Origin of the sequence: Amycolatopsis sp. NPDC058340 (assembly GCF_042723975.1) — a bacterium.
GTDB lineage: Bacteria > Actinomycetota > Actinomycetes > Mycobacteriales > Pseudonocardiaceae > Amycolatopsis.
Window position 1 is genome coordinate 60,448 of the sequence record NZ_JBHXIB010000019.1, and the last position, 24,674, is coordinate 85,121.

The following is a 24,674-nucleotide window of genomic DNA, read 5'->3' on the forward strand; positions in this document are numbered from 1 at the left end:
CATGAGACGCTGGCTGGTCTTGGGAGTCTTCGTGGCGGCCGGAGCCTGCACGACGTCTCCACCGAACCAGGTGCCCGCACCGGCGATCACGTCGACACCGGTCACGACCGTGACGGCGACGCCGTCCACCTCGGTGCCACCGCCGGTGACCGTGACAGTGACACCGCCACCGGCGCGGACCTCCGCCAAGAAGTCACCGTGGCGATGCGAACCGGGTTACCCGAACTGCACGAAAGCCCAGTCGCGGAAGTACCTCGCCGAACTCGAGTACCAGAAGTGCCTCCGTGATCCGGAGAAGATCTGGGACACCGGCACCCAGAAGTGCCGCTACAAGACCAGCGGCGAGGTGCAGTGGGAGCACTTCTACGGCACCCTGCCGCCCGGAACGCCATGAGGGGTCCTGTCCGGACGAAATCCGTCCAGACAGGACCCCTCATGAAGAACAGGTCAGTTCCGGTCGCCGCCGGTCTTCCAGTCGTCCCACGACATCTGCCACACCGACCAGCCGTCGGTCGGCTCCAGCACCTGCGGGCCCGAGTTGGTGACGGTGATGATGTCGCCCTTCTTCGAAGTGTCCATCAGCCACTTAGCGTTCTCGGTCGACAGGTTGATGCAGCCGTGGCTCACGTTCCGCTTGCCCTGCGATCCGACCGACCACGGCGCCGAGTGGTAGAAGATGCCACTGTTCGACATGCGCACCGCGTACTTCACGAACGTCCGGTAGCCGGCCTTGCTGTCCGTCGGGACGCCGTACGTGCTGGAGTCCATCGTGTACCCGTTGTGCTCGCTCATCACCGTGTAGGTCCCGGCCGGGGTGCTGCTCGACGGCTTGCCCATGGAGATCGGCATCTGCTTGACCTCCTGGTCGTTCACGACGACCTTCATCTGGTGCGTGCCGCCGTCCGCGGTGGCGACCAGCTTGTCGCCGACGACCACCTTGGCGGGCTTGTCCTCGCGGCCGAAGGTGTTGTTGCCGAGGTTCTTGCCGTAGATCGCGGCGTTGACCGAGATCTTCGTGCCCGCCTTGAAGTACTCCTTGGGCCGCCACATCACGGTCTTCTCGCCGAACCAGTGGAACGCGCCCTCGGTCGGCGGCTCGGTGACGATCTTCAGTGTCTTCTCGGTCGCGGCCTTGTCCGGCACGTTGCCGGTGAAGGTGAAGATCAACGGCAGGCCGACGCCGACCGTCTCCCCCTCGACGAGGTTGATCGAGACACCGATCTGGCGGCCGGGCTTGGCCGTGGAGAACGTCGAGGTCGCGGTGACCGGCTTGCCGTCGGTCCCGGTCGCGGCCGCGGTGACGGTGTACGTCTTGCCGTAACCGAGCGGCTCCGCCGACTCCCAGCCCGAACCGTCTTCCTTGGGCTTGCCCGCGACGACCTTGCCGTCGGCGCCGGTCAGTTTGACCTCGCCCACCTTGCCGTCGGCGACGGCCACCGTGACCGGCTCGCCGGGTGCCACGTTCGCCGCACCCTGCGCCGGGGTCAGCGTCATCACGGCGGGCTTCGGCTCCGGCGCGGGCGCTCCGCTCTGCTGCGAACCCCCGGGGGCTCCACCCGGCGACGGCGATTCACCCGACGGTGTACTGGTGCACGCGGCCAGAGTGAGCCCGGCCACCAAAGCCACCAAAACCACCCGCGACCGCCCCGTCGCTCCCCAGACCCTCATGCACACCGCCCGTTTCGCGTGGTACCAACCCCTACGTCTGGCTATAGTCTGCCTGACCGGCCGCAACGCTCGCGGCCGGATGGCCGAATACGTCCCGGCCCGGCGTAAGGGGACCCCCCTGAAACGGGCCCCAGCAACCCTGTGTTAATGTTTTCCACGTCGCCGAGGGGAACACCAAAGCGGCGGAACAACCAGGCGCCATTAGCTCAATTGGCAGAGCAGCTGGCTCTTAACCAGCGGGTTCGGGGTTCGAGTCCCTGATGGCGCACACTCATACCCCACGTTTTCGGTTTCGATGACGTGGGGTTTTGTGTTATGCGGACGCATTTCTTCCACTTCCTTACTGTCCATTGTGGCCTGATCCGTGCCCGAGACGAGCCCGAGCTGTCGGGCGGGGCTCCTGGGGACGAGTTGGCCTCGGCCACGCCGTGCCGGAGGTCGTGCAGCCGAAAGGGCAGCAGCCCCGACTTGGCGGACGATCTCGTAGAACCGTTCGGTGACGTGCTGACTGGCCGGTCTCCCACCCGTACTGCACGATCTGATTCGCCACTTCCAGCGACGCAGCATCCAGCAGGGCGGACTGGTGACGACACAATCCGCCGACCGATCCGATACCCCGGCCAGGGGCGACGCGGCATCGCCGGTCGGCGACTGCGCACTGAGCCGACGCTGTCGGTGGGAGCCGATTGACTAGCCGCATGTTCGAAACCCCCGACGAGCGTCACAGCCTCCAAGTCCTGCTCGACACGTCTTTGGCCGATTCGAACAGCCACCTCAAATCGATCATCCGGCCAGGTAAGACCACCTTGGACGCCGAGCAGGTCGTCCGGATCTGCCACGGCATGTGCACCCTGGCCATCGCCACGGTCACCCGGCGCGGTGAGCCACACATCATCGGCGCTGACGGGCACTCCTGCACGGCCGCTGGATCGTCGGCGCCCACCGGCAGGCCGCTAAACCCCGCCATCTCGCGGCGCAGCCCGGAATCAGCGCGACCTTCATGCGCGGCGAGCAGCTCGGCATCTTCACGCACGGACACGCCGTTCCGCTGACCCCGAGGGGGACGAGCAGCGATCCGACTTGGCCGGCGATCCGCGACCACCTCGTCAACCACTACGACGGCGACAGCGATGACCCGTTCTGGGACGAGAACGTCTGGTATCGCATCGACCCCAGCTGGATGGTCGCCTACAGCACCGACCCCGTCGGGCTGCTCGACCAACAACCGTCAGTCTGAAGAGAGCTCGCGCGGGCCCACCTCAGGCCGTCACTCCGGAGCCAGTCGAGGTCGACAAAACCCGGCACACGCGAGCACGAGCCACGCCCGAAAGGTCCGAAACAGTCCGACACTCCCCGACACGACAGACCCGCCACGACCAGACGCAAGGCCTTGTCCGGCATCACTCGGCACCATCCGACATGGCAAGGCTCCGAACCTTAACCAGCGGGTTCGGGGTTCGAGTCGGTAATGTAGGGCCACGCGCTATAACGACTCGACACGATCGGTTCCCGGCCACAGCGGTCACCCCAGAGCCGTCCTGACCACCAGCTGATCCCGACCCGACTTCAGCGGCCCTCCAGCAGATTCAAAGCCCGTTCGATCGGCTCCAGTTTGGGGTTGCCCTCCCCGAACGTCTCGATCGCCCGACTCCGCAGCTCGGTCAGGGTGAGGGCCGCGGCCGCTCCGTCACCGCTGTCGCGCTCGAAGATGGACTGCCGGATGGCCTCCGCGATGTCGGCTTCGGTGAGAAAGTCGCGCCGCCCTCGCGCGCGGAATGGGCGCACGGAGGTCGAGCGGCGAACGGCGGCCGCTTCCGGTGGGCGGACAGCTTCTGGAGTGCGGTAAGGGATCGTCACGTCGGGCAGAGACACCGGGTTGGGTTCAGGCGCGCCGACGGTCGGCAAATGAGGACGCAATACCTCAAGCACCGTCTCGATCCCGGGCCGGTCTTCCATCTTCTTCTCCAGCAGGGCCAAGGTCAGGTCCGCCAGGCCCGAATCAACGTCGGCGACGAAGCTTGACGGCGACGCCGGGCGGTCGTCCAGGTGTTGCTTTTCGATCGTCTTCTTGCCGTCCTCGACGAACGGAGGCCGTCCTGTCAGCAGGTGGTAGAACACGCAACCCAGGCTGTACAGGTCCGATTGTTCGACCGGCTCGGCTCCCAGGAAGCGTTCCGGCGCCGAATAGTCGTCGGTCCCGACGAAGTTCCTCGTGTACCTCGACGTGTCCTTGTTCATCGGCAGCGCGATCCCGAAGTCGATCACGTAGACGACGCCGTTGTCACCGACCAAGAGGTTGTCGGGTTTCAGGTCGCGGTGGACGATTCCAGTCGAGTGACAAGCGGCGAGTGTCGTCGCGACAGACGAGCCGATCGCGGCGAACTCCGCGAGTCGGGGCACCGTGTTCTGGCGATACTTGGTCAGCTTGTCCCCATGGATGTAGGTCATCGCCAGGTACGGGACAGAACCATACTCGCCCCGATCGATCACCGCCGGGATGTTGAAGTGCTCAAGCTCGTTCAAGAGCCTGCCTTCTCTGTCGAATCGGCCCATGATTCGCCGTCGAACTTCGAAATCCAAATCAACCGTCGCCGACAATTGCGGAATCTTGACAATTACCTGCTTGCGCGTTTCCAGATCAAGCGCGCGGTACGCGACGCCCATCCCCCCTGCGCCCTTCTGTTCGACCACTTGGAAACGCTGCCCGAGCACCACGCCGCACATAAGGCTCGTCCCAGGATTGTCAGCCATACCCGTCATGCGCGGGAGGCTACCCGGACAGGGTTATCGCCCCCTGCGCGACCGTTCCGATTTCCCGGCAATTAAGATTCTTGCGGAGCACGAAGGGGTGCGGAACCGGACAAGAACGGGACGGCGTGACAAATTCTGGACAGATTGTGCGGGTTGGTGCGTCCGACACCGGCTCGGCGGGTTGCCCTCGCGCGCTGGCGCACAAAGCCCGGCGCCGCGCGGAGATCCGGAGGTCGACTTGGACCGACTTCACTTTGGGCCCGCTCATGGCCGCGGTGGACCTCTCGGAATTCGGCGGCCAGGACGACGCGGCGGTGATCGACGAACTGGCGCGGACTCGGGGAGCGTTCGAGACCGGCCGGCCACCGGCGCATCCAGGACTGGTGGCTTGGTCGATCGAGGCGTTCCGCAACTACCGCGCGGCATGGCAGGCGCATCAGGACGCCATGAACACGCTGTGCCCGATTCCGGTGCGATTCCCGTGGAAGATCTCCCATCGCCGGGATCCGGTGGACGAACGTGGAGTGCAACGGTACGAGCAGACTTGCTGGGGACGCCGATATCGGTCCGAGGACGACTCGATCCGGGAAATGTGGCTGATGGGCTTGACCGCTCCGGCGGAACGGCCCGAGATCGTCACCACCGCGGCAGCCAACGTGGCCACGTTCGGCGGGGGGACCGCCCCTGATCGAGTGCGCGTCGTCCTGTTCGGCGCCAGGTCACCTGTCGCGGTGCCGGTTCTCGACTGGTCCTCCGCTCAAGTCCGTCAACAGGCACAGGATCTCATCGTGCCGAGGCTCCTCGAGATCGTCGACGGGACTGCGAGGCGAGCAGGCCGCAACTGCGCCGAATGCCCCGACACACCCGCCTGTGCCGCTCTACCGTCGGCGCAACTCCTGCCGAAAGTTCCTCCTGTGCCCGGCCCGCGGCGGACACTGTCGGTCACTGACTTGCGTTACCACCAGGGCTGCCCGGCGCGCTACCACCTGCAAAGGCAGCTGAAACTCCGCGACATCGGCCTTGTCGAAGGCCAGCCGATCCAAATCGGTCGCGCGGTCGACGCCACCTTGCGGATACGGCACACCGGCCACCCCAGCCGATGCAGGCCCGACGACCCGGCGGGCGAAGAGGTCGCCGCGCTCCCGGAGGACAGCCAGCGAACTGCGGTGGAGATGCTGGCACAGCACGCGGCGTTGTGCCCCTTCCCCGATGTCGAAGAAGTCCGTGGTGAGCAGGACCGGTTCGTGGTCGCCCATGACAGGAGCCTGGATGTGGTCTTCGGTGGCACGCCGGATCTCCTGTACCGACGAGCCGGCGGGTGGGTGTGGAGGGAGACGAAAACGTCACGTCGCAGGCTGAGGCGCGACCGGCCTTTGCTGCGCCAGGTCCCCCAGCTGGCACTGGCGATCCTGATCCTGTCCGCCGGGGCACCGGAACGGTCCTTGGGCAGATCCCGGGTCGAACTGGAACACCTGCGATCCGACGGGTGCGCTCTCGAAGAGCTGGACCCCGCCAGCCCGGCCATCGTGGCGGAAGCCCGGGAAGTCGTCGGAGACCTGGTGAGGCCGTTGCTTGGCGACACCATGTACGCCCCGAACCCCGGCGGCAGCTGTGCGGGTTGCGAGGTCCGCCGGTGGTGCTCGCCGGGTGTCGAGTACCTGACCGCGGGCGGGCGAGCCAAGCCGTGACCACCCTCGGAGAGGAGGAGCGGCTGCTCGGCGCGGTCGCCACAGCCCTCGTGACCTTGGATGAGCTGCGCGATCTGACCGCCTTCCGGATGCCATATCCGGCGAACGTCCAAAGCGCCTTGGACCGGCTGGCCCTGCATTGCCTGCGCCGGGGCGCTCGCCCACCGTCCTCGGTGCCGGGGCTGGTCCGCTGGGGTTACCAGCGTCCGCTGGGATCCTGGCCCTTGGTGCTCCCCACGGACGTTTATCCCGAGAACGGCTTTCTGGTCGACGAACTTTCAGGCGTGCCGACCGCGCTGTGCCACGAGATCGCTCTCTGCGCGGAGGCGGCCAATCCGTTCCTGGAAGTGTCACGCCAAGTCGCGGAGATGGCGGCGTTCGCGGCGGAACGCGGACGAACGTCGGCGTACGTCGCCATGCGGAACCTGCTGGCGGCTCACCCGGTCCTCACGAACGAGCGGTTCAACGAGGTGCGATTCGCTCCCGGAATTCGCGCTCTCGACGAGTATTTGGCCAAGTTCTACGCCGAGGCAGGCCCCGGTTTCACTACTGACACGGGGATTCATGCTTGCAAGGGCTGTGATGGCCTCCTGTTACCCATCGGCGAGAAAGACTGGTGGTGCGAGCGGGAGGAGTGCGCGACCGAGGGCATCACTTCCGATGAGCGTTGGGATCACGACGTTCAGATCCTCGTTCAGGGGGATCGCCAGCACCGGCAGTTCGTCTCCGGTCCCGGCAAGGCGGTCCGGCGTCTCGGCGGCGAAATGACACGGGCCGGGGCCCAGGTCGAGTACTGGCCGCTGACCGGTACCGGCGATCTGCGGGTAGCCGTGCCCGGCGGGGAGACCAGGACCGTGCGGATCGTCGATTGGCACAGCCCGGCGCTGCTCGGCCGGGCGATCGCGGCGTCGGTCGCGAGCACCGGCGCCGACCTCGTGTGCTGGGTCGTCGCCCGGTATCGGATCGACGCCGATCCCGGCTACCAGCGGATCGCCATTGAACACGCGAAGTCGTCCCGAATCTTCTCCGAGGACGAGTTCGCCGAAACGATCCGGCAGGAGGCGGACGGTCATGCGTAGCAAGAAGTGGTACGCCGATCTCACCGAGGAGCTCGGACAGACCACCTTGAAGCTGCCCCTGGAAGTGCTCTGCCCGGTCGAACTGGGCCTGACCCTGTTGTCGCGCCTCGACAAAGCGCAGCCGCCAACGTCGGTCTGGCCACTCCTCGGTGGCTACCCGTTCGCCAAGGAGAGCGGGCTGGCGGACGACCCGGCGCAAGTCTGGATGATCACCTGCGTCCGGCACCGCCTCTGGCCGCTGCGCAGGCCGGAGTCCTGGCTCCAAGCCCTTCGTGACTACCAGGAGGTGCACTCCGATCTGCGCGCGTTCCGGATCGCGGGGGATTTCGGCTCCTTCGAATGGACCGGGACGACCACCCTGACAACACGTTTCCCGGTGTACGAAAAGGCCCTGAACACTCTTCCGGACTTCGTCGCCAGCAGGCCCGCGCCGGCGAAAGCGGGCAGCTACTTCTACTACGACCGTGATGAACGCGTCGAGGTGGAGATCCCAGCCGACATCGCGGACCGCGCGCGCGACGTGCCGGGACACGACCTCACGTCCCGCACGGTGACGAATGGAGAGCCCCTCGACATAACTTGGGCGGCGCTGGGCGAGACCGCCCGGTGGATGGACACGCACGCCCCCGAGGGCGAACGAGCGAACTGGCAGACCAGTATCGAATCAACGCGACTGCTCGTCCGCGACGTCCACGGACACGATTTCGTCGAAGGCGACGGACTGCGGCTCGACGGGCTCCTCCACGCGGTCGGGGTCGTCGGGGTCGGAAAGAGCACCCTCATGAAGGTGCTCGCGGTCTGGGCGGCGCAACGGGACAAGCCACTGCGGATCACGCTCGTGGTCGGCGACGTCGCGGAACAGCTCGCCACGGCCCGGGAGCTGCGAAGCTTCTTGGACGACGGGATGGTGGTGCCGATCATCGGTTCATCCAACCGCGAGCAGCACGTCGAGGGACTGCACCGACGGCTCGCCTCGAATGGCCATGTGCGGTTCGCCGGGCACCACGAGGACGAGGGGTTCGCCGACCTCGGCACGGCTTGCCCCCTCGATGCGTTACGGGCGGCGGAAACGCCGGTGCGTTCGGTCGACGCGCCGTGCACACGGCTCTACGCCGCGGACAGCCAGGTCGCCGACAGGAAGCGCCCGAGTCCATCGAGCTGTCCCCTGTGGCACGAATGCCCGCGACACGTGAACGCCCGCGACCAGGTCGGCGCACGGGTGTGGGTCGCCAACATGGCGTCGCTCGTGGCCAGCCCTCTCCAGGCACACGTGGGCGGAGTGCGCCTGCGCCAGCTCGAACTGGCCTGTCTGCGCAGCGACCTCGTCGTCATCGACGAAGCGGACCGGGTGATGATGAACCTCGACATGGTGTTCGCGCCGACCGCCACACTCGTCTCCCGCGAACCTCATTCGTGGCTGGACACCTTGTACAGGCACAACATCCTCGAACTCTCCCGGGCCGGGCGCCTCCAGTTGTCCGACCGATACGTGCGGAACTGGGAGGTCGCCCTCTCCGTCGTTTCCGGCGCTACGAACCAGCTCTACTCGATGCTGATCTCGGATCAAGGCCTCCGGGATTGGGTGGGAATCGAGTACTTCAACTCCTGGACGTTGCAGGGAAAGCTCCTGAAAGAGCTGTACCGACCCGGAACCGCCGGGCCTGATGACGAGGACGACGAAGAAATCCCGGCGGCCGAACCAGGGGTCTCCCACGCCGAAGCCGCGAAAGTGTTCGACCAGTTCCGCGACGACCCGTTGGGAGACAACGGCCCCTACGAAACTCTCGCCGACCGGTTGGCCGCGACGACGCAAGACCTGCTGCACACCCTGAACCGCAAGGCCGTCGCTCATCGACTGGCCGCGGTGATCGGCGAGCTACAGGTGCTCGGCACGCCGGAAAGGCCGGGTCACGTGGCCGAAACCGACCCTCAGGTGCGCAAGCTGGAGTTCGTCCTGCTGCTGTCGGCGTTGCACCACCGGCTGGACCGCCTGACGCACCTCTGGCCACTCGTCGAAGACGCGATGCGGTTGGACGCCAAGGACAACGAGCTGATCCGCCGCCCACCGATGGACTACCTGCCGCTCGTACCCGAGTCGCCGATGGGCAACGTGCTGGGTTTCCAGTATGTCGTCGACGATGGTGCCGGCAACCGCGACGGGGTGACCGGGACGCTGCGTTTCTTCCGGTGTACCGGTGTCGGGCGGGAACTGCTGCTCTCCCTGCCGTCGCTCGGCGTGGACACCACCACCGGTCGCGGCGGGCCGCACGTGCTGCTGCTTTCGGGAACCAGCTGGGCCGGGACGTCCACCCGCGCGCATGTGGTCGCACCTGTCGGCGCGGTCCTGCGGCCCTCGCTCGAGGCCGAGGAACGTGTGCAGGAAACCGTTTTCAAGATGCGGTTCTTCCACGACTCCGACGGGAACCCCATCAGCCTGTCGGGTCGGCCGCCCACGATCAGGTCGTCGCTGCTGCGCTCGCTCGTGGACAAGCTCGGCAAGCCCGGCCCGAGCGGCATTTCGCCGCTGGAAGAGGAGATCCGGGCTGTCGGGAATCCGAACCGGCAGCGTGCGCTGCTCCTCGTCGGGAACTACCAGGACGCCCGCGACGTGGCGGATCAACTGGACGCGATGCCCGGGTGGCACGGTCACGTCAAGGCGCTCGTCCGGGACAACACCGATCTTGACGACGCGGTCGCCGACGGGACCGACGACCTCGACCGCGCCGGGGTCGTCCGTCGCGGGAACGCGGGTCTCTTCGCCAACGACGCCATGGCTCGAGTGCTCGTCGCACCGATGCTCGCCATCGAGCGCGGGTACAACATCTTGAACCGGGACAACGACGCCGCGCTCGGGGTGGCCCTACTGCTCACCCGGCCTCATCCGGTGCCGACCGACATCGGGCTCTCCGTGCTCGCCATCAACGACTGGGAGAGCCGCTACACGCGAGGCCTGCCCACGGCCGAGGACGCCGATCCGGCTTCCTTCGCCGCCCTCGTGGCCTCCCACGACACGCTCGACTCAGCCGGCCGGGCGTTCCGAGCCCTCGCACGCAGCAAGTGGGGTCGGCTTCTGATCCGCAAGTACGCGTATTCGGCGCTGAGCAACGACGAACAGCGCTCGTTCGCCTGGGACCAGCTGGTCGTGCTCTGGCAGGTGATCGGCAGGCTCGTCCGGGGCGGAGTCGCCGCCCGGGTCGTCTTCGTCGACGCGAAGTTCGACCTCGCGACTGCCGAAGCGCAGTCGCCGAACGCGCAGAAACACGCTCGGCGGAGGCGGCGCGACCACGCCCGGTCAAGCCTGCTCCACGGCATCCGGGACGCCCTGCGCCCGTACTTCGAACCTCGCCCGGACGACGACCCGGTCGCTCCGGCGGACATGCGGCTCGCCGAGCTTTTGTACAAACCCGTTTACCTGGCGCTCTGCCGGATGCTCGACCAGGTCGAACCTGTCGACCTGGACGGCCCAGACCTTCTCTCCAGGAGGACATGACCTTGGCTCCGCGCTACACGGCGATCCGCCGGGCGGCTTATGAACCCGTCACGGACGGAGACGGGCTCACCGCGGACTTCCACACCTTGCAGTTCCCCGAGACCCTCGCCGCCCGCGTACTCGACCTGGTCAATCTCGAACGGACGGACAGGGCCCGATTGCAGGCACCGCCGACACGGCGGCTGGATTCACTGCTCCAGGCCCTGGATGTGCGTCTCGGGGTGTTGCCGCGCCCGGTCTCGGCGGGTGAGGGGCCGCGGACCTGGCTGTACTGTCCGGAAGACGCGGGGAATCCACTGCCGGTCCCGATCCTGCTGCGGCTGCTGGAGTTCTGGATCGAGGAGCTCGGCTCGGATCATCCCGACGAGGCGAACCGGGTCTGTGACGCGCTACTCGCCGAAGCCCCCGTGTGGCAGCAGAAGAGGATCTCGCTGACGCGATGCGGCGTCAGCGAAGGAGGTACCGCGCGGCCGGACGGCCCCCAATACCTGCTGACGACGCAGCACTTCGCCCGCCGGATCCAGGAGCTCGAGCCGTACGACTCCGGCGAGCAGGCACTGCGTTTTCGGTCTGTCGCGCGGCGGTCGCGTCAGCAGGGGGCGGAGCTCATGTCCCAGCCGCTCTTCCACGACGACAAGCACGGAAGGTGGTGGTTTTCGGTCGTCGCCACCGTCACTCTCCACACGGTGCCGTTCCATCCCCGGCCACGCGTTCACCTGCACTTCGGGGTGCGCCGCTGGGCCACCCACCCCGACCCGAAGACCGGGCTGGTGCGGTTGGGATACCGCCGGGCCAGTGCCGTCTACCTGCGTCCGGTCGCGCCGTGGCTGCCTGGTGTTCCCGTTAGCGAACGCTACAGCGTGGCGCACGTGGCCAAGCGCGACGAAAACTTCGTATGGCGACAGGGGGATCTCGCGAAGCTGATGGAGCGGCTCGCTCTCGGCACCAGGCCGTTTCCGGATCCTGCCGGACTCCTCAGCGACCCTGAGCGGTGGTTCAAAGGCGAACGAGGCGTCGATGCGCTGATCGCGTACAGCTCGCCCATGGGTGAGCACGGCGTGGGCGCGGGTTTCATGTCCCACGAGCGCTCGCGTCTTGTCGAGTGGGCCGAGCAGGCTCTGCTGCCGGATCTGGCAAGGGTCGCCGACCTCACCCGGTCGGGGCTACCCGCGAACAAGCCCGCCAACGTCCGCAAGAGCGGTTCCAGCGAACGCACGGCGGAGGGCAAGGCGGAGCTCCGGCTGACCCGCCGCACGTCGCTGGCCGCCCTGTACACGGATTGGTCCGGCACCCCCGAGTTCGCCGCGCGACTGTTGTGGCGCACCGACCGAACCCGTGACGAAGCGATCGTCGCGCTTGCCGAAGTGCTCGGTCTCGAAGGTGACGGCGGGGCGAGTGAGGTGAGCGCGCAGGCTCACGATCGCAGTGGCCGCGGAGAACCCGTCGTGTTGCGGTGGCGGACTCGAGAGCTGGTTGTGACGTTGAGCTGTTTGCGCATGGACAACGGGTTGACGGAAAGCCTGGGTGTGCCATCGGAACCGGCCAAAGGCCGGGCGGATCGCGCGGCAAAGGCGCAGGCCAAGCGCCGGGCGGACATGGGGGAGTTTCTCGCCAAGAACGGCGCGGATGCGGCAGTGCCTTCGGTCGCCTTGGTGGAGATCCACGGCCGCACCGTGTTCCGCGGCCGGAACGATCCCAAGTTCGCGTTGCGGCTCGGCGCGGCCGACAGCGGGGTCGTCACCCAGTTCATCACCTCGCCCGGATCGGCGCGCGCGGAGAAGACATTGCCCGTCGCGGCCGAGTCGTCCTGGGTGGACGCGCTGCGGCAACTGGGAGCGACGGTGGTGCCGCGCACCGACGTCCCGGCAGGCCTGCCCGTCGGAACCCAGTACCTGGCCGTCTGGACGGCGACGAAGGCACGGGGCTCCACCGCCCGGTCGGCCAAGGGCAAATTCCCGGTCGCGGTGCTGGTCCGTCCCGGCGTCGGCGGCCCCGGGGAGATCTTGGCCTGGGACGCCGAAGCTGTCGAAGGAATGGGGGCCTGGATCGCGTATCCGCGTTACCTGGCCCGGCTGCCCGCGCTCGCTGCGGTCTCCGAACACGACCTCGCCGATGACGGCGAGCGTGAGGAATCGTGGTTCGATTGGCCCAGAACCCGCGACGAACAACGGTCCGCCACAGAGGAGTTCCTGCACCGGGTGCTTTCCTCGGACGAGATCCGCGGTACCCCGACCGTCGTCCTCGTCGACGCGCAGAACATCAGAAATCTCTGGACATGGGTGCAGGACGGTGAGGTGCGCCGGGATCTCATCCGCACCGGCGTCGCGCCGGCCGGACGGCCCAATCCCTGGCTACGGCTTGTCCGGATCCGCACCGGGGAGCGACGGGAGACCCCGCAGTGGTGGGGTCTCGCGGACGGCGACGGGGTGAACGGCCTGCCCGCCAATCTGTGGAAGAGCGCCGAGACGGAGAACGGCAGGATCTTTTACAGCACCACCCCGAAGGCTTCCACGGCGCAAAGTTCCGCGGTAGGAGCGCACAAACTCCAGAACCGGCCGATCCGTCTGGGCGACCGGGCGGATCTGCCGACGATCGACATCGACAAACCCGCGTGGAATCCCGGCCTCGTCGAAATCGCGGTGCTCAGCCACAACCGTGACGAGGAGGACGATCCGCACGCCCTGGCGATGGCCGTCCACCAGCTGAGACAGGCACCGGACTACCGCGACGCGCTAAGCAGGCCATTGCCGCTGCACCTCGCGCAAAAGGCTCAGGAGTACATCCTGCCAATGCGGAAATCGGACGAGGAGGACGAGACTGATGCGCCGGACGGCCCAACCACGGAGGCTCCCGTGAGCTGATCGCCTCAGGCGCCACGGGCAGCCAGCCTGCTTTTCACGGTCGTGTACAACTGCCGGTCTTCAGGTTCTCGCTGTCGCAACCTGCCGTAGCAGGACACGAAGTCCCGCAGTGCGCGTAGTTCGTCTTCGGCACGCCCAGCCGCGCGATACGCCTGGGCCAGCACAGCCAGCACCCGAACCTCGTTGGTCGGCGCGCCGGACTCGAGATAGCAAGCGCGGGCAGCCTCTCCGTGGAGGGCCGCCTCTTCGAAACGCTCCAACCTGAGGTGACAATCCATCAGGACGCGGTGCAACGCGCCCCGGTTGTACGGAGTGCTCGCCCGAGTCATCAGGTCGACAGCGAACGACTCGCGCTCAAGGGCCCGCCCCGGCTCTCCCAGTTCTAGGTGGCAGTGGATCTCGGTGGGTAAAGTCGCCGCGACCCCGCGTGCGTCGGCCAAAGCTTCGTAAAGGCGGCCTGCAACCGTCGCGTGATGCCGCGCTACCTCCCACTTCTTCATATCTTCCTGCAAGGCACTCATCTGCTGGTGACCATTCGCGGTTTCCAGAGGGTCATCGATGCCTTCGGCCAGGGTGATCGAAGTCTCCAGGCTGCGCTCTGCGGCGCCGAACTTCCTCAGCTTCCGCTGGATGTTGCCCAGCACCCGATGGCAGACAGCCTGATAACGCGTCCGTTCGGGCTCGTCCAGCTCGTCCTTGGTGATCTTGGAGGCTGAAATCAGCAGTCGCTCCGCCGTGGGCCACGGGCCGTTGCGGGTGTGATAGCAGCACAGGGCGAGCGGTAAGCGCCACCGGTATGTTTTATAGGGCAGGAAATCTGGCGAATCCAGCACTGCGAGAAGGGTGTCATGCTCGCTCTCGAACCACTGTCGGCCTTCTTCCTCGTTCGCTGGATCGGGCAACGGCGCACCATCGGAGACAACGAGATCGCCGGGCAGCTCCCTGCCGGAGCGGAGGGCACGGTCACAAAGCCGCGCGGCGGCCAGCAACCACCCCAACAGCTCCTCCCTGATCATGGACACCTCGTCCGGCGACAGCTCTGCGAACGCACGTTCCCGGGCGAAGGCGCGGACCAGGTCGTGGAGTCGAAACCGGCCCTCCGGAAGCGGATCGAGCAGGCTGCCTCGCAGCAGTTCGTCCACAGCGTCCTCTGCGGAGGATGCAGGCAGCCCTGACAAGAATGGGATCACGTCCAGGGAGATCTCGGGTCCAGGGTGGAGCGCGCTGATCTGCAGGACCCGGGCAGCCTCGGCGGACAGTGGCCCGTACGACAACGCAAGTGAGTCACGCAAGGCGGTCTCTCCTTCGGGTTTTGCGCCCAGTACCGCCGACGCCGAGCCCAGCCGGTCCAGCAGCCTTTCCAGGCTTACGCCTGGATTCAGCTGTGCCTGCGCGGCGACCAGCCGGACAGCCAACGGGATTCCGCCGCACGCCGCCATGAGCTTCGCTGCCGCGAACGGCTCCTCCTTAATCTTCGCCTCGCCGATGGCTTCGCGCAGGACTTCCAGGCTCGCTTCGGGAGTGATCGGGCTTAAGGCCAGCACCCGTCCGTCAGCCACAGCCGGCGCGGTGACGGCAGCACGCGTCGTGATGACCGTGCGGCTGTGTTCCCCAGCCGCCAGGAGTTCCGCCGCGTGCTGATGATCACGGGCGTTGTCGAGAACGACCAAGATCGCACGTGTGTTCACCGCAGTCCGGTAGGCGGAAACCACGTCATCACCGACCGGGATCCCAAGCTGCCTGGCGAAATCCGTCAGAACAACCTCGAGCTGGGCCGGACCGGACGGTGAGAAGCCTCCCAGGTCGGCGAAGAGGACACCGTCGGGAAATTGTGCGGCCACACGGTGTCCCCAGCTCACCGCCAGTTCGGTCTTGCCCAGGCCTCCGAGCCCGCGCACCGTGACAACCCGGGTCTCGCTGTCCTGGTCAGTCAGGCTATCGAGAAAGACAAGCTCGGCGTGACGGCCATGAACCTTCGACCGCACTGGCGGCAGTAGGTGAGGCATTCGAGCCGGAACTGCCTCCGACACCTGTCGGGCCTCGGCGATCCGGGTTTTGGCTTCCTTGCGCAGCACCATGAGCGACGGCCTACCGAGACCCGCGGGTAGCTTTTCGCGCCGATCGAGGTCGTCGGCAATCGCCCTCACGCGCCCGCATCGAGCCCATGTCCACCACAGCGCAGCCCGGATCTCGTCGTCGTCCGGGAACAGTTCACTTGCCCGCTCTGCGTGGTCTGAAGCGGGTTCGGGCCCCTCATGTTCCAAGGAAAGCCCTATCAGTTCGAGAAAGGCACGGCGTCCCGTCGTCCGCAGCTCCGCCACCTCGTCGTGCACCCAACGCGAATCCAGTCCGTCCAGCGGCGGTCCTTGCCAGCACTCGGCGGCCTCGCGCAGGAGCGGCAACCGTCGGTGCGGGGGCAGTCCGACACAGCCGGCGATCTTGGTTTGGAACCGCCATAGATCAACTGCGTCCCGCGCGACCAGCAGCTGCTGCATCGCGTGCTCATTCCTCTTCACCAGCTCCAAACCCGCGCTGTCCCGAAGCCTCGCTCGATAGGACCGCAGTGTCGCCGAGCCGTTCACCCCGAATCGACCGGCCAGCTCTGTGGAAGCGACCTCGCCACCTGCGGCGGCGATGATCGCCAAAACGGTGGCCTGGCGAGGTTCGAGACGTACAGCCGTACCGTTCACAGTCAACTGCACTGCGCCGAGAATCCGCAGGTCGATTGCCGGTTCGCACATGGTTCCCAGTGAACCAGACCGACGTCCGACAGGCCTCGCCCGATCGGTTGCAACGCTTTTCGCCACGGTTTCCGCAACGCCGAGCCGGGACGTTGACAACGTCCAGAACAACGCTCAGGGAGGAACCCATGGGATATTCGGCCCTCGAACACTTCGCGCCGCGTTGGACAGCAGGACATGGCGCACAAACCTGGGAAATACGCCGAGTGGTCCTGGCAGTGGTGCATAGTGTGGCGGCAGCCGAGCGCGTGAGCGCGGCGGTACGAGCGATCGAGTCAGAACCGGGTATCCAGGTCGTCTTCACGCAGCCGCCGGGTCCCGCCGAAGAACTCGTCCGGGACTACCTCGCCATGATCGGCGCGCTTACCACGCCTTGGGAACGCGCGATCCGAGGGCGATTCGATCTGGTGATCACCGCGGATCCGGGCGAGACCGGCTCCCTGAATTGCGCGTTGCTGGTGCTGCCTGCGGTTTCAGGGGACGGCGAGATCGTCGGTCGCAACGGTCGGTGCTGCGTCGCCGCGCTTGCGCGCTTGCTCCGGCAACGGCCAGGCCGCGCCGGACCTGTGCTTGTCGGTCTGCCGCATCTCCAGGCAATGACCCGGCTCCGAGTCACAGCCCCACAGGTGGGCAGGCACGCGGTTGTCATCGGCGACCCGGAGTACGACAAGCTGCTTGAGGCCTGCCACGAGCAGGCCGGGATCCACCGCGACCAGCGGCTGGGCCTCGTTCTGTCGGCCCTTGGACCCGACTCGTTGCTTGGCAGGACGCCCGCTGTGCTCCGGCGGCTTGCCCTGGAGTTGCCGTCGCATCGGGTCCGCCTGGTTTGCCGGCTAGACCCGGACATGTGGGCGTGCCACGGCAGGCGGCAACTGCTGGCCTGGGCCGGACGAGTGGCGCGCGAGCGAGTGGAGTTCCTGCGACCCGAACACGACTGGCAGGCCGTCGCCGCGGCGGCTGACTTCGTCGTGGGGGACCACGGTCACGACACCGCATGTGCCGCCGGGGCGCAAAAGCCGGTGTACCTGGCCAACCCGATTCGCAATGCCGAGGTCGGGTCGCTCAGGGAAGCCGTCGCCAGGTACGGGACGGTCTTGGATCCCAAGGTTCCGTTGGCCTTCCAGTTCCGCTGGGCACCGCGCCGCGGCACTCAGGTCGCGCGACGGGTCACATCCGCCCCAGGAGAATCGTTCTCCCTGATACGCAGGCAGTGCTTCCGCCTGATGCAGTTCACCAGCCCCACTGTTAACTAGAAGAGAGAATGTTCCATGTCCAATATCTGCAAGTTCAACTATCAGGCTTCGGAAGAAGGCGGCACTGGCGACCGTGTCCGGCCGTCCAGCGCCGGCTGACGGCTGAGTCCACTACCCGGACAGGGTGGCCCTGAAACCCTTATCCAGCCGTGCTGTCCGTGAAGGCCTCCTTGCCTACCTTGAGAGTAGGAAAGGAGGCCTTCACGGAGCGCCACCCAGACCCGACGGCTTGCCTTACCCCTCTATACAAACACCAATCAAGCCGCAGCCACACAACGAGGATCGGTGCAGGCTCTGGGCCTGGCTCGCGCGCCCGAGACATGCCCGAGAGTTCTGAAACAGTCTGAGCTTCCCCCCGGTTGTCCGGACACCTCACCTGAGGTGACCGCCGGTCGCCTACGCGGCATCACCCGAGGCGGCGTTGTTGACCGGCACCGAACTGGTCCTCGACGGCGGAGCGTCGGTCACCGGCCCGGCCAGCCTGCTGCGGGACGCTCACCGCACCCGGCTGGGCCTGCCTCCGCTATCCGGCTAGTTCGTCGCGATCTCTTGTCCCGCCTGGGAAATGATATGCGATTCGGCCGCGGCGCCCGCCGCGGCCGAATCGCCTCCGCGCAACGCCTCGATGATCGCGTCGTGCTCCTCCACCACCGATCCCCAATCCTGCTCGTCCACCGGAGCGACCACCCGGTATGCTCGGTGAGGTCGGGGAGAATCCGGTAGCCGCTCGCCTCCGCGAGCCGCCTGTGGAACTTGGAGTTCAGCTCGGCCAGACGGTCGACCCGACCGGCACGCAGATCGTCGCGCATCCGCTGTTGTGTCGCCTCGAGGTCGGCGAGCAACGCCTCGTTCACCCGCTCCGCGGCGAGCCCGCCGACGAGTCCCTCGATCGCACCGCGCGCGAGGAACACGCCACGCATCTCGGTCTGGTCGCCCCTCGCGACCACCACGCCGGAATGCACGCGCGAGTCCAGGAAGCCGTCGGATTCCAGCCGCTTCACCGCCTCGCGGATGGGGATCTTGCTGACCCCCAGCGTCCGGGAGAACTCATCCATGTTGATCCGCTCACCAGGCTGCAGAACACCCGTGACGATTCCCTCCCGCAGGTAGTCGTAGACGAGATCGGCCTTGCTCTTCACCGCGGGCAGCCGCGTCGTCGCCCAGTCTTTCTGCGCCGTGCCTGCATCGTATGCGATATCCGGTTCGAAGGTCGTTCCCGGAACCATCCACCTACGTTGCCTTGCCCGGGTCGCACCGATCCTTCACCGGACATCCAAGGCGACCGGACCAAGCGACAGAACCGGCATTTACGAGCCCGAGACGCGCCCGAGAGGTCCGAAACAGTCCGACACCAGGCGACACACCCCGACACCATGGATACACCACGACCAGACGAAAAGGTCTTGTCCGACATCACTCGACACCATCCGACACGCCCAAGTGCCGACTCTTAACCAGCGGGTTCGGGGTTCGAGTCCCTGATGGCGCACACTCAAGCCCCACGTCTTCGGTTTCGATGACGTGGGGTTTTGTGCCATGCGGCAGCACTTCTTCCACTTCCTTACTGTCCATTGTGGTCTGATCCGCGCCCGGGACAAGCTCGGGCTGTCGATCTCAGCTTCTGAAGGCCAGCTTCGCCGTTGTCAATAAGGTTCAGCGACCAGGATGCTGTTCCATCCCGGCATCGGCGTCGGTCCAGCCCGCGTCCGTCCCTCTCCGCCGCGATCGTGAGCTGTGTCGCCCCGTCACCCCCAGTCCTCACAGGTGAGGCGACACAGCAGCGCCCGGTGATGTCAGTCTCACCGCCGCTCGTGATGGTTGGTGGGCGACTATTGGGCCAGACGGAGTCTCAGCAAGCCGTGTCATCCGCAGGTTTGTGCGTTCGCGGGGTTGCGGTCGTAGCTCAGTCCGCTTCGGCCGACTGAGTGGATCAGGTTGTCCCAGAATCGTTCGAAGGTCAGCGGCGCGCGGTCGGAGTCGAGCATCTCCCTGTCGTGCAGGGCGCGCTTCCTGCACCGCATGGCCAAAGCCGCCCGGAAACACTGGGCAGGGCTGACCATCGCGACACAGGATGTCGGCGACGTCCTCGGCACCGAGCTGGGCAAGGCGATCATCGCCAACGCCGCCACGCAGGTTCTGCTGCGCCAGGTGACGCAAGCGATCGACGAGATCGTGGCGACGTTCAACCTGTCCGATGGGGAGAAACAGTTCCTCGCCGCCGCGGACAAGGGATGCTCAGCACCGGGACACAACGAGTCGCCTTCCAAGCCCTGGCCTCGCCCCAAGAGAACGCGCTCATCACCACAGACCCGAAGTTCCTGGCAACCCTTCAGTATTCTGGAAGGAACTCAGGGTGGGTGGAGCTGTGACGAGGCTGGTCGTTGCCCAGAGTTCGCGAAGGCCGGGACGGTTGGTTGGACGCCGTTGTGGTGTTGGCGGGACTTCCGGCCCGACCCGGCCATGTCCATGTGGCTCAGTCGATATGCGGCTTGACGGTGTGAGTGACGTCTTGTGTGCAGGCGAAGACGTTCAACGCACCATCGCGCCCGAACCTCCAACCCACAGGGTTTCGTTGGGGCTGCGGGCAGGAACACCGGTCGTCCTGACTTTCGTGGGTGTGGAAGGACAACAAAAGCCTGAGTGGAGTGCCGCAGTCGTGGCAGTCAAGTTGCCACGGGTCGCTTTGCCAGAAGTAAGCCCAGCCACCGAGCTTGGAGCCGAGCGTAACTGTGGGCCAGCTGTTATAGGCATCACTGTCCTCGTCGAAGAACCCGTCTTCGTCGACGAAGGAGAGCGTAGATTTGATCTCGTCAGGGATCTCCCGCACGTCTGGGTAGTCGACAACCTCGCAAGGGTTCAGGACGCAAGGCTTGGGCGAAAACTCACCTTCCGCCGCCGTGGGGTGGGGTGGCTCGTCGAGCACTTCGTTGACGTCTCCGGCACGGCGCCAGACAAGGCGGACAGCCGGGCCGAAGGCGTGGGTTGCGTCGTGTTCGCAGGGACACCACAACACCTGAAGAAGATCTGTCCCGTCGGGAAATGGCAAGTTCGGAAGGTCCCGGCCGAAGAATTGCGCAACCGCCAGCAGCGGCCCCTGGTCCTTGGACGGATGTGGCTGGCCACAGTGTGGCCATGGTTCGTCGGCAGGCCACAACAGCGGGCCTCCGAGATGGCTGTCACGAACGGTGGGCGCGCCCGGTCGCGGGTGCAGGCGCACGGCGGTGCGGGCGAGGCCCGCGAGACCGGGGATCTGGCGGCCGTTGTCAGTGGGTATAGCGGTAGAGGACACGATCAAGAACGTTACCCGGGCTCACCGACAATCCCTGTGTTCCTCGACCCAGGCGATGCCGCGGTGGTCGACGGTGGTGGTGTAGCGGTAGGCGCCCGGCCGCGGCCAGCACGTCGAGCACCGGGTGGCGGATGCTCGACATGGGCAGCACGTCGCTGGCGCGGACCGTCGCGCCCGGGGTGTCCTGCATGCCCGGCAGCATGCGGAGCACTCGCTGGGTGCGTTCGGTGACATTGATTCCCCAGCCGTGCTCGTCGGCGAATTCCCGACGAACTGGCGCCACGCAGCTTCCCGCGCGGGATCCGGGGTGGCGGGAATCCGTGGTGGAGGCCGGATTCAAGGGGGCCGGTTTTCTTGATGTAGGGGCAAATGCCGTGGCCGGGGATGACCTCGCAGGACGACCGGCCGGTCACCACCGAGCAGTTCCGGGAGCGGATGCGCACGCTACAGGCGGAGTGCGGCAACCCGACGCAGGCCGAGATGCGTCAGGCCATCGCCACCTTCAAGGTCGACAAGCTTCCCCGCGCCACCCTGTCGGAGTTCCTCAACGACGTGCGCGCGCACAGCCTCCCGCGCCCGGCGCGCCGCTGGCCACGACGCTGGAAAACCGCCCCCGCGTCTGAACCTTGGTGCCACTGGGAAGAACGGTGGCAAGATGTTCGCCGACGATCCATTGGCTGCGGTCGCCACTCTCGGCGGCAGCGCCGAGCAGGTGTGGTCGATCGTCCCGGTGACCTACGACCTGATGCCACCGGACCCCACGGCCGTGAAGTCGATCAAGGAGGAATTCCTGTCCCAGACAGCCGGGCCACGCGACGCCGGTGGCCAGGTCTCTGCACGATGAACGTGGTGCTGCACAATCTCACGCCTCCCCTTGGCCCTCCACGGGCGCGGGAACAGCTTGCCGTCCGTCCCCGCCGTCCGGCGAGGCTTTCGCGCCAGAGCGGAAAATCGCAGACAGCGTCACCGCCACACCGGCTTGGCGACCCGGATCGGCGGCCGTCCCGTCGCCCGAAGAGCCCCTGTCCGGGAAAAGGATCTTCGGGCATGGTGGGTTCCGGGGGTGGCCATGTCCGAGTCGTCGAACGCCAGGACCGGGACGGCGGTCGTCATCGGGGTCACCACGTTGTGCGCGCTGGTCACCGCGGGAACGGAGTACGCGGGCGCGCTGGAACTACGGATCGGCACGTTCGCGCTCGTCCTGCTTCCGCTTTTCTTCGCTTTCGTGATCACGGTCGCCCTCAACCTGTCGTTGTCCTGGCGGAGTCCGGAGGCGGCCGCGCCGGTCTGGTCCTGCGCCGGGCAGCTTCTGCAACTGCTGACGGTGGTCTTCGTGGTGCGTGCCGGGGTCGTGCTGGGTACGGCGCTGCCCACGATCGTCGAGGCCGGGCCGGCGATCCTCGTGCAAAGCCTCGGAAAGGCGGGAACAGCGCTGTTGGCCTTCCCGGCGGCTCTGCTGCTCGGCTTCGGACGCGCGAGTATCGGCGCCACCTTCTCCATCGGCCGCGAACCCAGCATCGCACTGGTGACCGAGCGGTACGGCATCTCCGGGCCGGAAGGTTCAGGCGTTCTCGCCACCTACGTCAGCGGCACGCTCTTCGGGTCCTTGTTCTTCTCCGCACTCGCGGGCATCGGGTCGGCGATTCCGCTGTTCAGTTCCACGGCGCTGGCGATGGCCTGCGGGGTCGGCAGCGGAGGCATGACGATCTCCTGCGCGGGTTCGCTCGCGCACGGTTCCCATGACCTGCCCCAGGACGACATCCTCGCGCTGGCGACGGCCAGTGACGTGCTGACCTACGTCACCACGGTGCTACTCGGCGCCTTCGTCGTCCTTCCGGTACTGGAGCGGCTGTACCGTTCCCCCGCCGCCGTGCGGAACCGGCTGATATCCGGGGGCACGGTCGAGCAGAAGGCGACCGTCGTGCCCTCGCGGCTGGTGACCGGCGCGGCCGTGACCGTGCTTCTTCTCGTCACCGCGGGATGGGATGCGGCGCCGGGGATGCTCTTGCTGCTCGCCCTCGCCTTCGGGGTACGGATCATCGGCGAGCGGACCGGCCGGTTCGTGCCGACCGTGCTGTGGGCGGCGCTCGTCGGCGCCGCGTTGACCGTTCCGGGACTGCCGTGGGCGGCGACCATGCTGCGCATCCTGTCGGCCGTCGATCTGCTGACGCTGGCCACCGCCGTGCTCAGCTGCGTCGGTCTGTGCGTGACCGTCCGGCAGCTGAAGATCTTGCGGACCCTGAGCTGGCGCGCGGTGGTCGTCACCCTTCTCGTTTTCGCCGGTTCCTTCTTCACCTCGGCTCTGCTGGCCCAGTTCGTCCTCGGGTTCACCGGATGAGCGGAAACCTCCGAAGCCCTCCGGTGAACTGTCCACATCGGACGGACGGCGGCCGAGCACGAAGAGCAGCGCGAGCGCCGCGATCAGGTAGGCGTTGCCGACGACGGCTTGACCGAAGTTCCACGTGCGTTCGGCGCCGCCTCCCCCGGGCACCACGGCGACGGTCCAGCCCGTGAACACGACGGCGGCCATGGCCATCGCCGGCCGCCTGGCGTACAGGTAGGCGAGAGCGGGTACCACCCACACCCAGTGGTGCGTCCACGAGATCGGGCTGAGCAGCAAGGCACAACCGGCCGTCACCAGCAGAGCGGCGGGATCGTCGCCCGCGCGGTGAAGGCGCCGGACCAGCCACATCGTCACCATCGCGCAGAGGACGCCGAAGCAGCCGATCACCACTGCCGCGACGGTGCCGTCCGGTAGCGTCCTGGCGACGAAGCCTTGCCACGACTGGTTTCCCACCCAGCCTTTCATCTCCGCGAAGTGGCCGTTGAAGATCGCGGACGTCCAGTAGCGCACGGAATCCTCCGGCAGCAGGACGAACGCGAGCGTCGTCGCGCCGAGGAAGGCCGCCGAGGCGCGGGCCGCGTCGGCGATCCGCCGGACGAGCACGAGGTGGACGATGAAGATCAGCGGGATCAGTTTGACCGCCGCCGCGAGCCCGATCCCGATCCCGCGGAACCGTGAATCGCGCAGCGGCAGCACATCCGCGACCACGACGGCCATCAGGAGGAGGTTGACCTGGCCGAGTCCGATCGTCTGCCACACCGGTTGCAGCGCAAACGCGCCGAGCAGCACGAGCGGGAGGTACGCGCGCTCGGTGAAAGGCCGGAGCGCGACATGGAGCGAGGGCGCCGCCGCGATCGCCAGCAGACCCCAGCACCACTGCGCCGGCAGCGCGGTCAGCGGGACGAAGAGCAGCGCGGCGAACGGCGGATAGGTGAACGGCAGTTCCGGTGCCCAGCCGGGCAGCGCGGTCAGAGGTGCGTACAGCGGGTCCCCGTGGAGCACGGCGGCCCCACCGGCGCGGTAGACGGCCGAGTCGACCCCGAGCGGGGTGTCCGAAAGCCACCAGATCAGCGCGATCGCGACGAATACGGTGACCGCGAAGCCGACGGCGAGCGGGGCGTTGATCCGGACCATGGGGAGAACGATCTCCCTCACGCGGCCGCGGCACATCGCCCGGCGGAACCGTCTTCGCCCGCTACCGGGGTATCGCCGGACCGCGGACCCCTACCCCGGTACCACGATCTCAGCGCCGGGTGAGGACCCGCTTGCCCAGCCATCCGGCGTAGACGGCCAGCCCGGCGACACCGGCCTTCCGGGTCGGCCGGGCCGCGATCGCCAGGCCGATGGCGAGTTCGGTGGCGCCGTTGCGGTAGGTCCAGTTGCGGACGTCATCGGCGAAGGCCATCTTCGTCACGGGTTCGAAAGCGGCCGGAGCGGCGAAGTGGGCGAGACCGGTCGCGGCGATGCCGAGACCGAGGAGTTTGCCGGTGCGTGCGGACATGGAATGCCT

General features: G+C 66.9%; 16 protein-coding genes, 1 tRNA gene and 3 pseudogenes. 11 read left to right on the top strand and 9 right to left on the bottom strand.

The window, feature by feature from the left end; genetic code table 11:
• Position 1: 1 nt before the first annotated feature.
• Positions 2 to 394 (top strand): hypothetical protein, encoded by a 393-nt coding sequence (locus ACFWIW_RS21925; protein ID WP_378370122.1) that lies wholly within the window; start codon positions 2 to 4, stop codon positions 392 to 394.
• 53 nt (positions 395 to 447) lie between these two features.
• Here ACFWIW_RS21925 and ACFWIW_RS21930 read toward each other — a convergent pair whose 3' ends face one another.
• Positions 448 to 1,626, bottom strand: a complete 1,179-nt coding sequence (locus tag ACFWIW_RS21930) for an Ig-like domain-containing protein (protein ID WP_378370123.1) — start codon at positions 1,624 to 1,626, stop codon at positions 448 to 450.
• Positions 1,627 to 1,863: 237 nt separating this feature from the next.
• On the opposite strand from ACFWIW_RS21930, the gene ACFWIW_RS21935 reads away from it, so the two are divergent.
• Together ACFWIW_RS21935 and ACFWIW_RS21940 are read left to right on the top strand one after the other, a co-directional pair.
• Positions 1,864 to 1,936, top strand: a tRNA-Lys gene (locus ACFWIW_RS21935).
• Between the two features lie 732 nt (positions 1,937 to 2,668).
• Positions 2,669 to 2,905 (top strand): hypothetical protein, encoded by a 237-nt coding sequence (locus tag ACFWIW_RS21940; RefSeq protein WP_378370124.1) that lies wholly within the window; start codon positions 2,669 to 2,671, stop codon positions 2,903 to 2,905.
• A gap of 329 nt (positions 2,906 to 3,234) precedes the next feature.
• On the opposite strand, the gene ACFWIW_RS21945 is transcribed toward ACFWIW_RS21940, so the two are convergent.
• Positions 3,235 to 4,428: a serine/threonine protein kinase gene (locus ACFWIW_RS21945; protein ID WP_378370125.1), complete on the bottom strand. Its 1,194-nt coding sequence runs from the start codon at positions 4,426 to 4,428 to the stop codon at positions 3,235 to 3,237.
• Between the two features lie 257 nt (positions 4,429 to 4,685).
• On the opposite strand from ACFWIW_RS21945, the gene ACFWIW_RS21950 reads away from it, so the two are divergent.
• The 4 genes from ACFWIW_RS21950 to ACFWIW_RS21965 are packed head-to-tail and all read left to right on the top strand — an operon-like array spanning position 4,686 to position 13,537.
• Positions 4,686 to 6,107, top strand: a complete 1,422-nt coding sequence (locus ACFWIW_RS21950) for a PD-(D/E)XK nuclease family protein (protein WP_378370126.1) — start codon at positions 4,686 to 4,688, stop codon at positions 6,105 to 6,107.
• Positions 6,104 to 7,186, top strand: coding sequence for a hypothetical protein (locus ACFWIW_RS21955; protein ID WP_378370127.1), 1,083 nt, complete (start codon positions 6,104 to 6,106; stop codon positions 7,184 to 7,186). The genes ACFWIW_RS21950 and ACFWIW_RS21955 overlap by 4 nt, the downstream gene beginning before the upstream one ends.
• Entirely contained in the window at positions 7,179 to 10,676 is a 3,498-nt protein-coding gene (locus tag ACFWIW_RS21960) for a hypothetical protein (RefSeq protein ID WP_378370128.1), read from the top strand. The genes ACFWIW_RS21955 and ACFWIW_RS21960 overlap by 8 nt, the downstream gene beginning before the upstream one ends.
• Positions 10,673 to 13,537: a pPIWI_RE module domain-containing protein gene (locus ACFWIW_RS21965; protein ID WP_378370129.1), complete on the top strand. Its 2,865-nt coding sequence runs from the start codon at positions 10,673 to 10,675 to the stop codon at positions 13,535 to 13,537. Before ACFWIW_RS21960 ends, ACFWIW_RS21965 begins: the two co-directional genes overlap by 4 nt.
• Positions 13,538 to 13,542: 5 nt before the next feature.
• Here the strand turns inward: ACFWIW_RS21965 and ACFWIW_RS21970 are convergent, their stop codons facing one another.
• Positions 13,543 to 16,278, bottom strand: coding sequence for an NB-ARC domain-containing protein (locus tag ACFWIW_RS21970; RefSeq protein WP_378370130.1), 2,736 nt, complete (start codon positions 16,276 to 16,278; stop codon positions 13,543 to 13,545).
• A 128-nt stretch (positions 16,279 to 16,406) separates the two neighbouring features.
• Here ACFWIW_RS21970 and ACFWIW_RS21975 point away from each other — a divergent pair, with 128 nt between their 5' ends.
• Positions 16,407 to 17,531, top strand: coding sequence for a hypothetical protein (locus ACFWIW_RS21975; protein ID WP_378370131.1), 1,125 nt, complete (start codon positions 16,407 to 16,409; stop codon positions 17,529 to 17,531).
• Between the two features lie 531 nt (positions 17,532 to 18,062).
• Here the strand turns inward: ACFWIW_RS21975 and ACFWIW_RS21980 are convergent.
• Both ACFWIW_RS21980 and ACFWIW_RS21985 read right to left on the bottom strand, forming a co-directional pair.
• The gene (locus ACFWIW_RS21980; RefSeq protein ID WP_378370187.1) at positions 18,063 to 18,182 is read right to left on the bottom strand and encodes a hypothetical protein; all 120 of its coding nucleotides are present in this window, start codon (positions 18,180 to 18,182) and stop codon (positions 18,063 to 18,065) included.
• Positions 18,137 to 18,757, bottom strand: a pseudogene (locus ACFWIW_RS21985) (GntR family transcriptional regulator); the annotation flags it as partial. The pseudogene ACFWIW_RS21985 and the gene ACFWIW_RS21980, both read right to left, overlap by 46 nt.
• Before the next feature lie 775 nt (positions 18,758 to 19,532).
• Here ACFWIW_RS21985 and ACFWIW_RS21990 point away from each other — a divergent pair.
• Positions 19,533 to 19,900, top strand: a pseudogene (locus ACFWIW_RS21990) (conjugal transfer protein TraC); the annotation flags it as partial.
• Between the two features lie 104 nt (positions 19,901 to 20,004).
• Here the strand turns inward: ACFWIW_RS21990 and ACFWIW_RS21995 are convergent.
• Positions 20,005 to 20,820: a DUF1963 domain-containing protein gene (locus tag ACFWIW_RS21995; protein WP_378370132.1), complete on the bottom strand. Its 816-nt coding sequence runs from the start codon at positions 20,818 to 20,820 to the stop codon at positions 20,005 to 20,007.
• On the bottom strand, positions 20,795 to 21,103 hold the full coding sequence (locus ACFWIW_RS22000) for a hypothetical protein (RefSeq protein WP_378370133.1): 309 nt from the start codon (positions 21,101 to 21,103) through the stop codon (positions 20,795 to 20,797). Before ACFWIW_RS22000 ends, ACFWIW_RS21995 begins: the two co-directional genes overlap by 26 nt.
• Before the next feature lie 372 nt (positions 21,104 to 21,475).
• Between ACFWIW_RS22000 and ACFWIW_RS22005 the strand changes: the two genes are divergently transcribed.
• Both ACFWIW_RS22005 and ACFWIW_RS22010 read left to right on the top strand, forming a co-directional pair.
• A complete protein-coding gene (locus ACFWIW_RS22005) occupies positions 21,476 to 21,664 on the top strand; it encodes a hypothetical protein (protein WP_378370134.1) in 189 nt (62 codons plus the stop codon).
• 225 nt (positions 21,665 to 21,889) lie between these two features.
• Positions 21,890 to 22,618, top strand: a pseudogene (locus tag ACFWIW_RS22010) (DUF3100 domain-containing protein); the annotation flags it as partial.
• A 12-nt stretch (positions 22,619 to 22,630) separates the two neighbouring features.
• Here the strand turns inward: ACFWIW_RS22010 and ACFWIW_RS22015 are convergent.
• Both ACFWIW_RS22015 and ACFWIW_RS22020 read right to left on the bottom strand, forming a co-directional pair.
• Complete coding sequence (locus ACFWIW_RS22015) at positions 22,631 to 24,298, bottom strand: glycosyltransferase 87 family protein (RefSeq protein WP_378370135.1); 1,668 nt, start codon at positions 24,296 to 24,298, stop codon at positions 22,631 to 22,633.
• A 109-nt stretch (positions 24,299 to 24,407) separates the two neighbouring features.
• The gene (locus ACFWIW_RS22020; protein ID WP_037341666.1) at positions 24,408 to 24,665 is read right to left on the bottom strand and encodes a hypothetical protein; all 258 of its coding nucleotides are present in this window, start codon (positions 24,663 to 24,665) and stop codon (positions 24,408 to 24,410) included.
• Between the last annotated feature and the right edge of the window lie 9 nt (positions 24,666 to 24,674).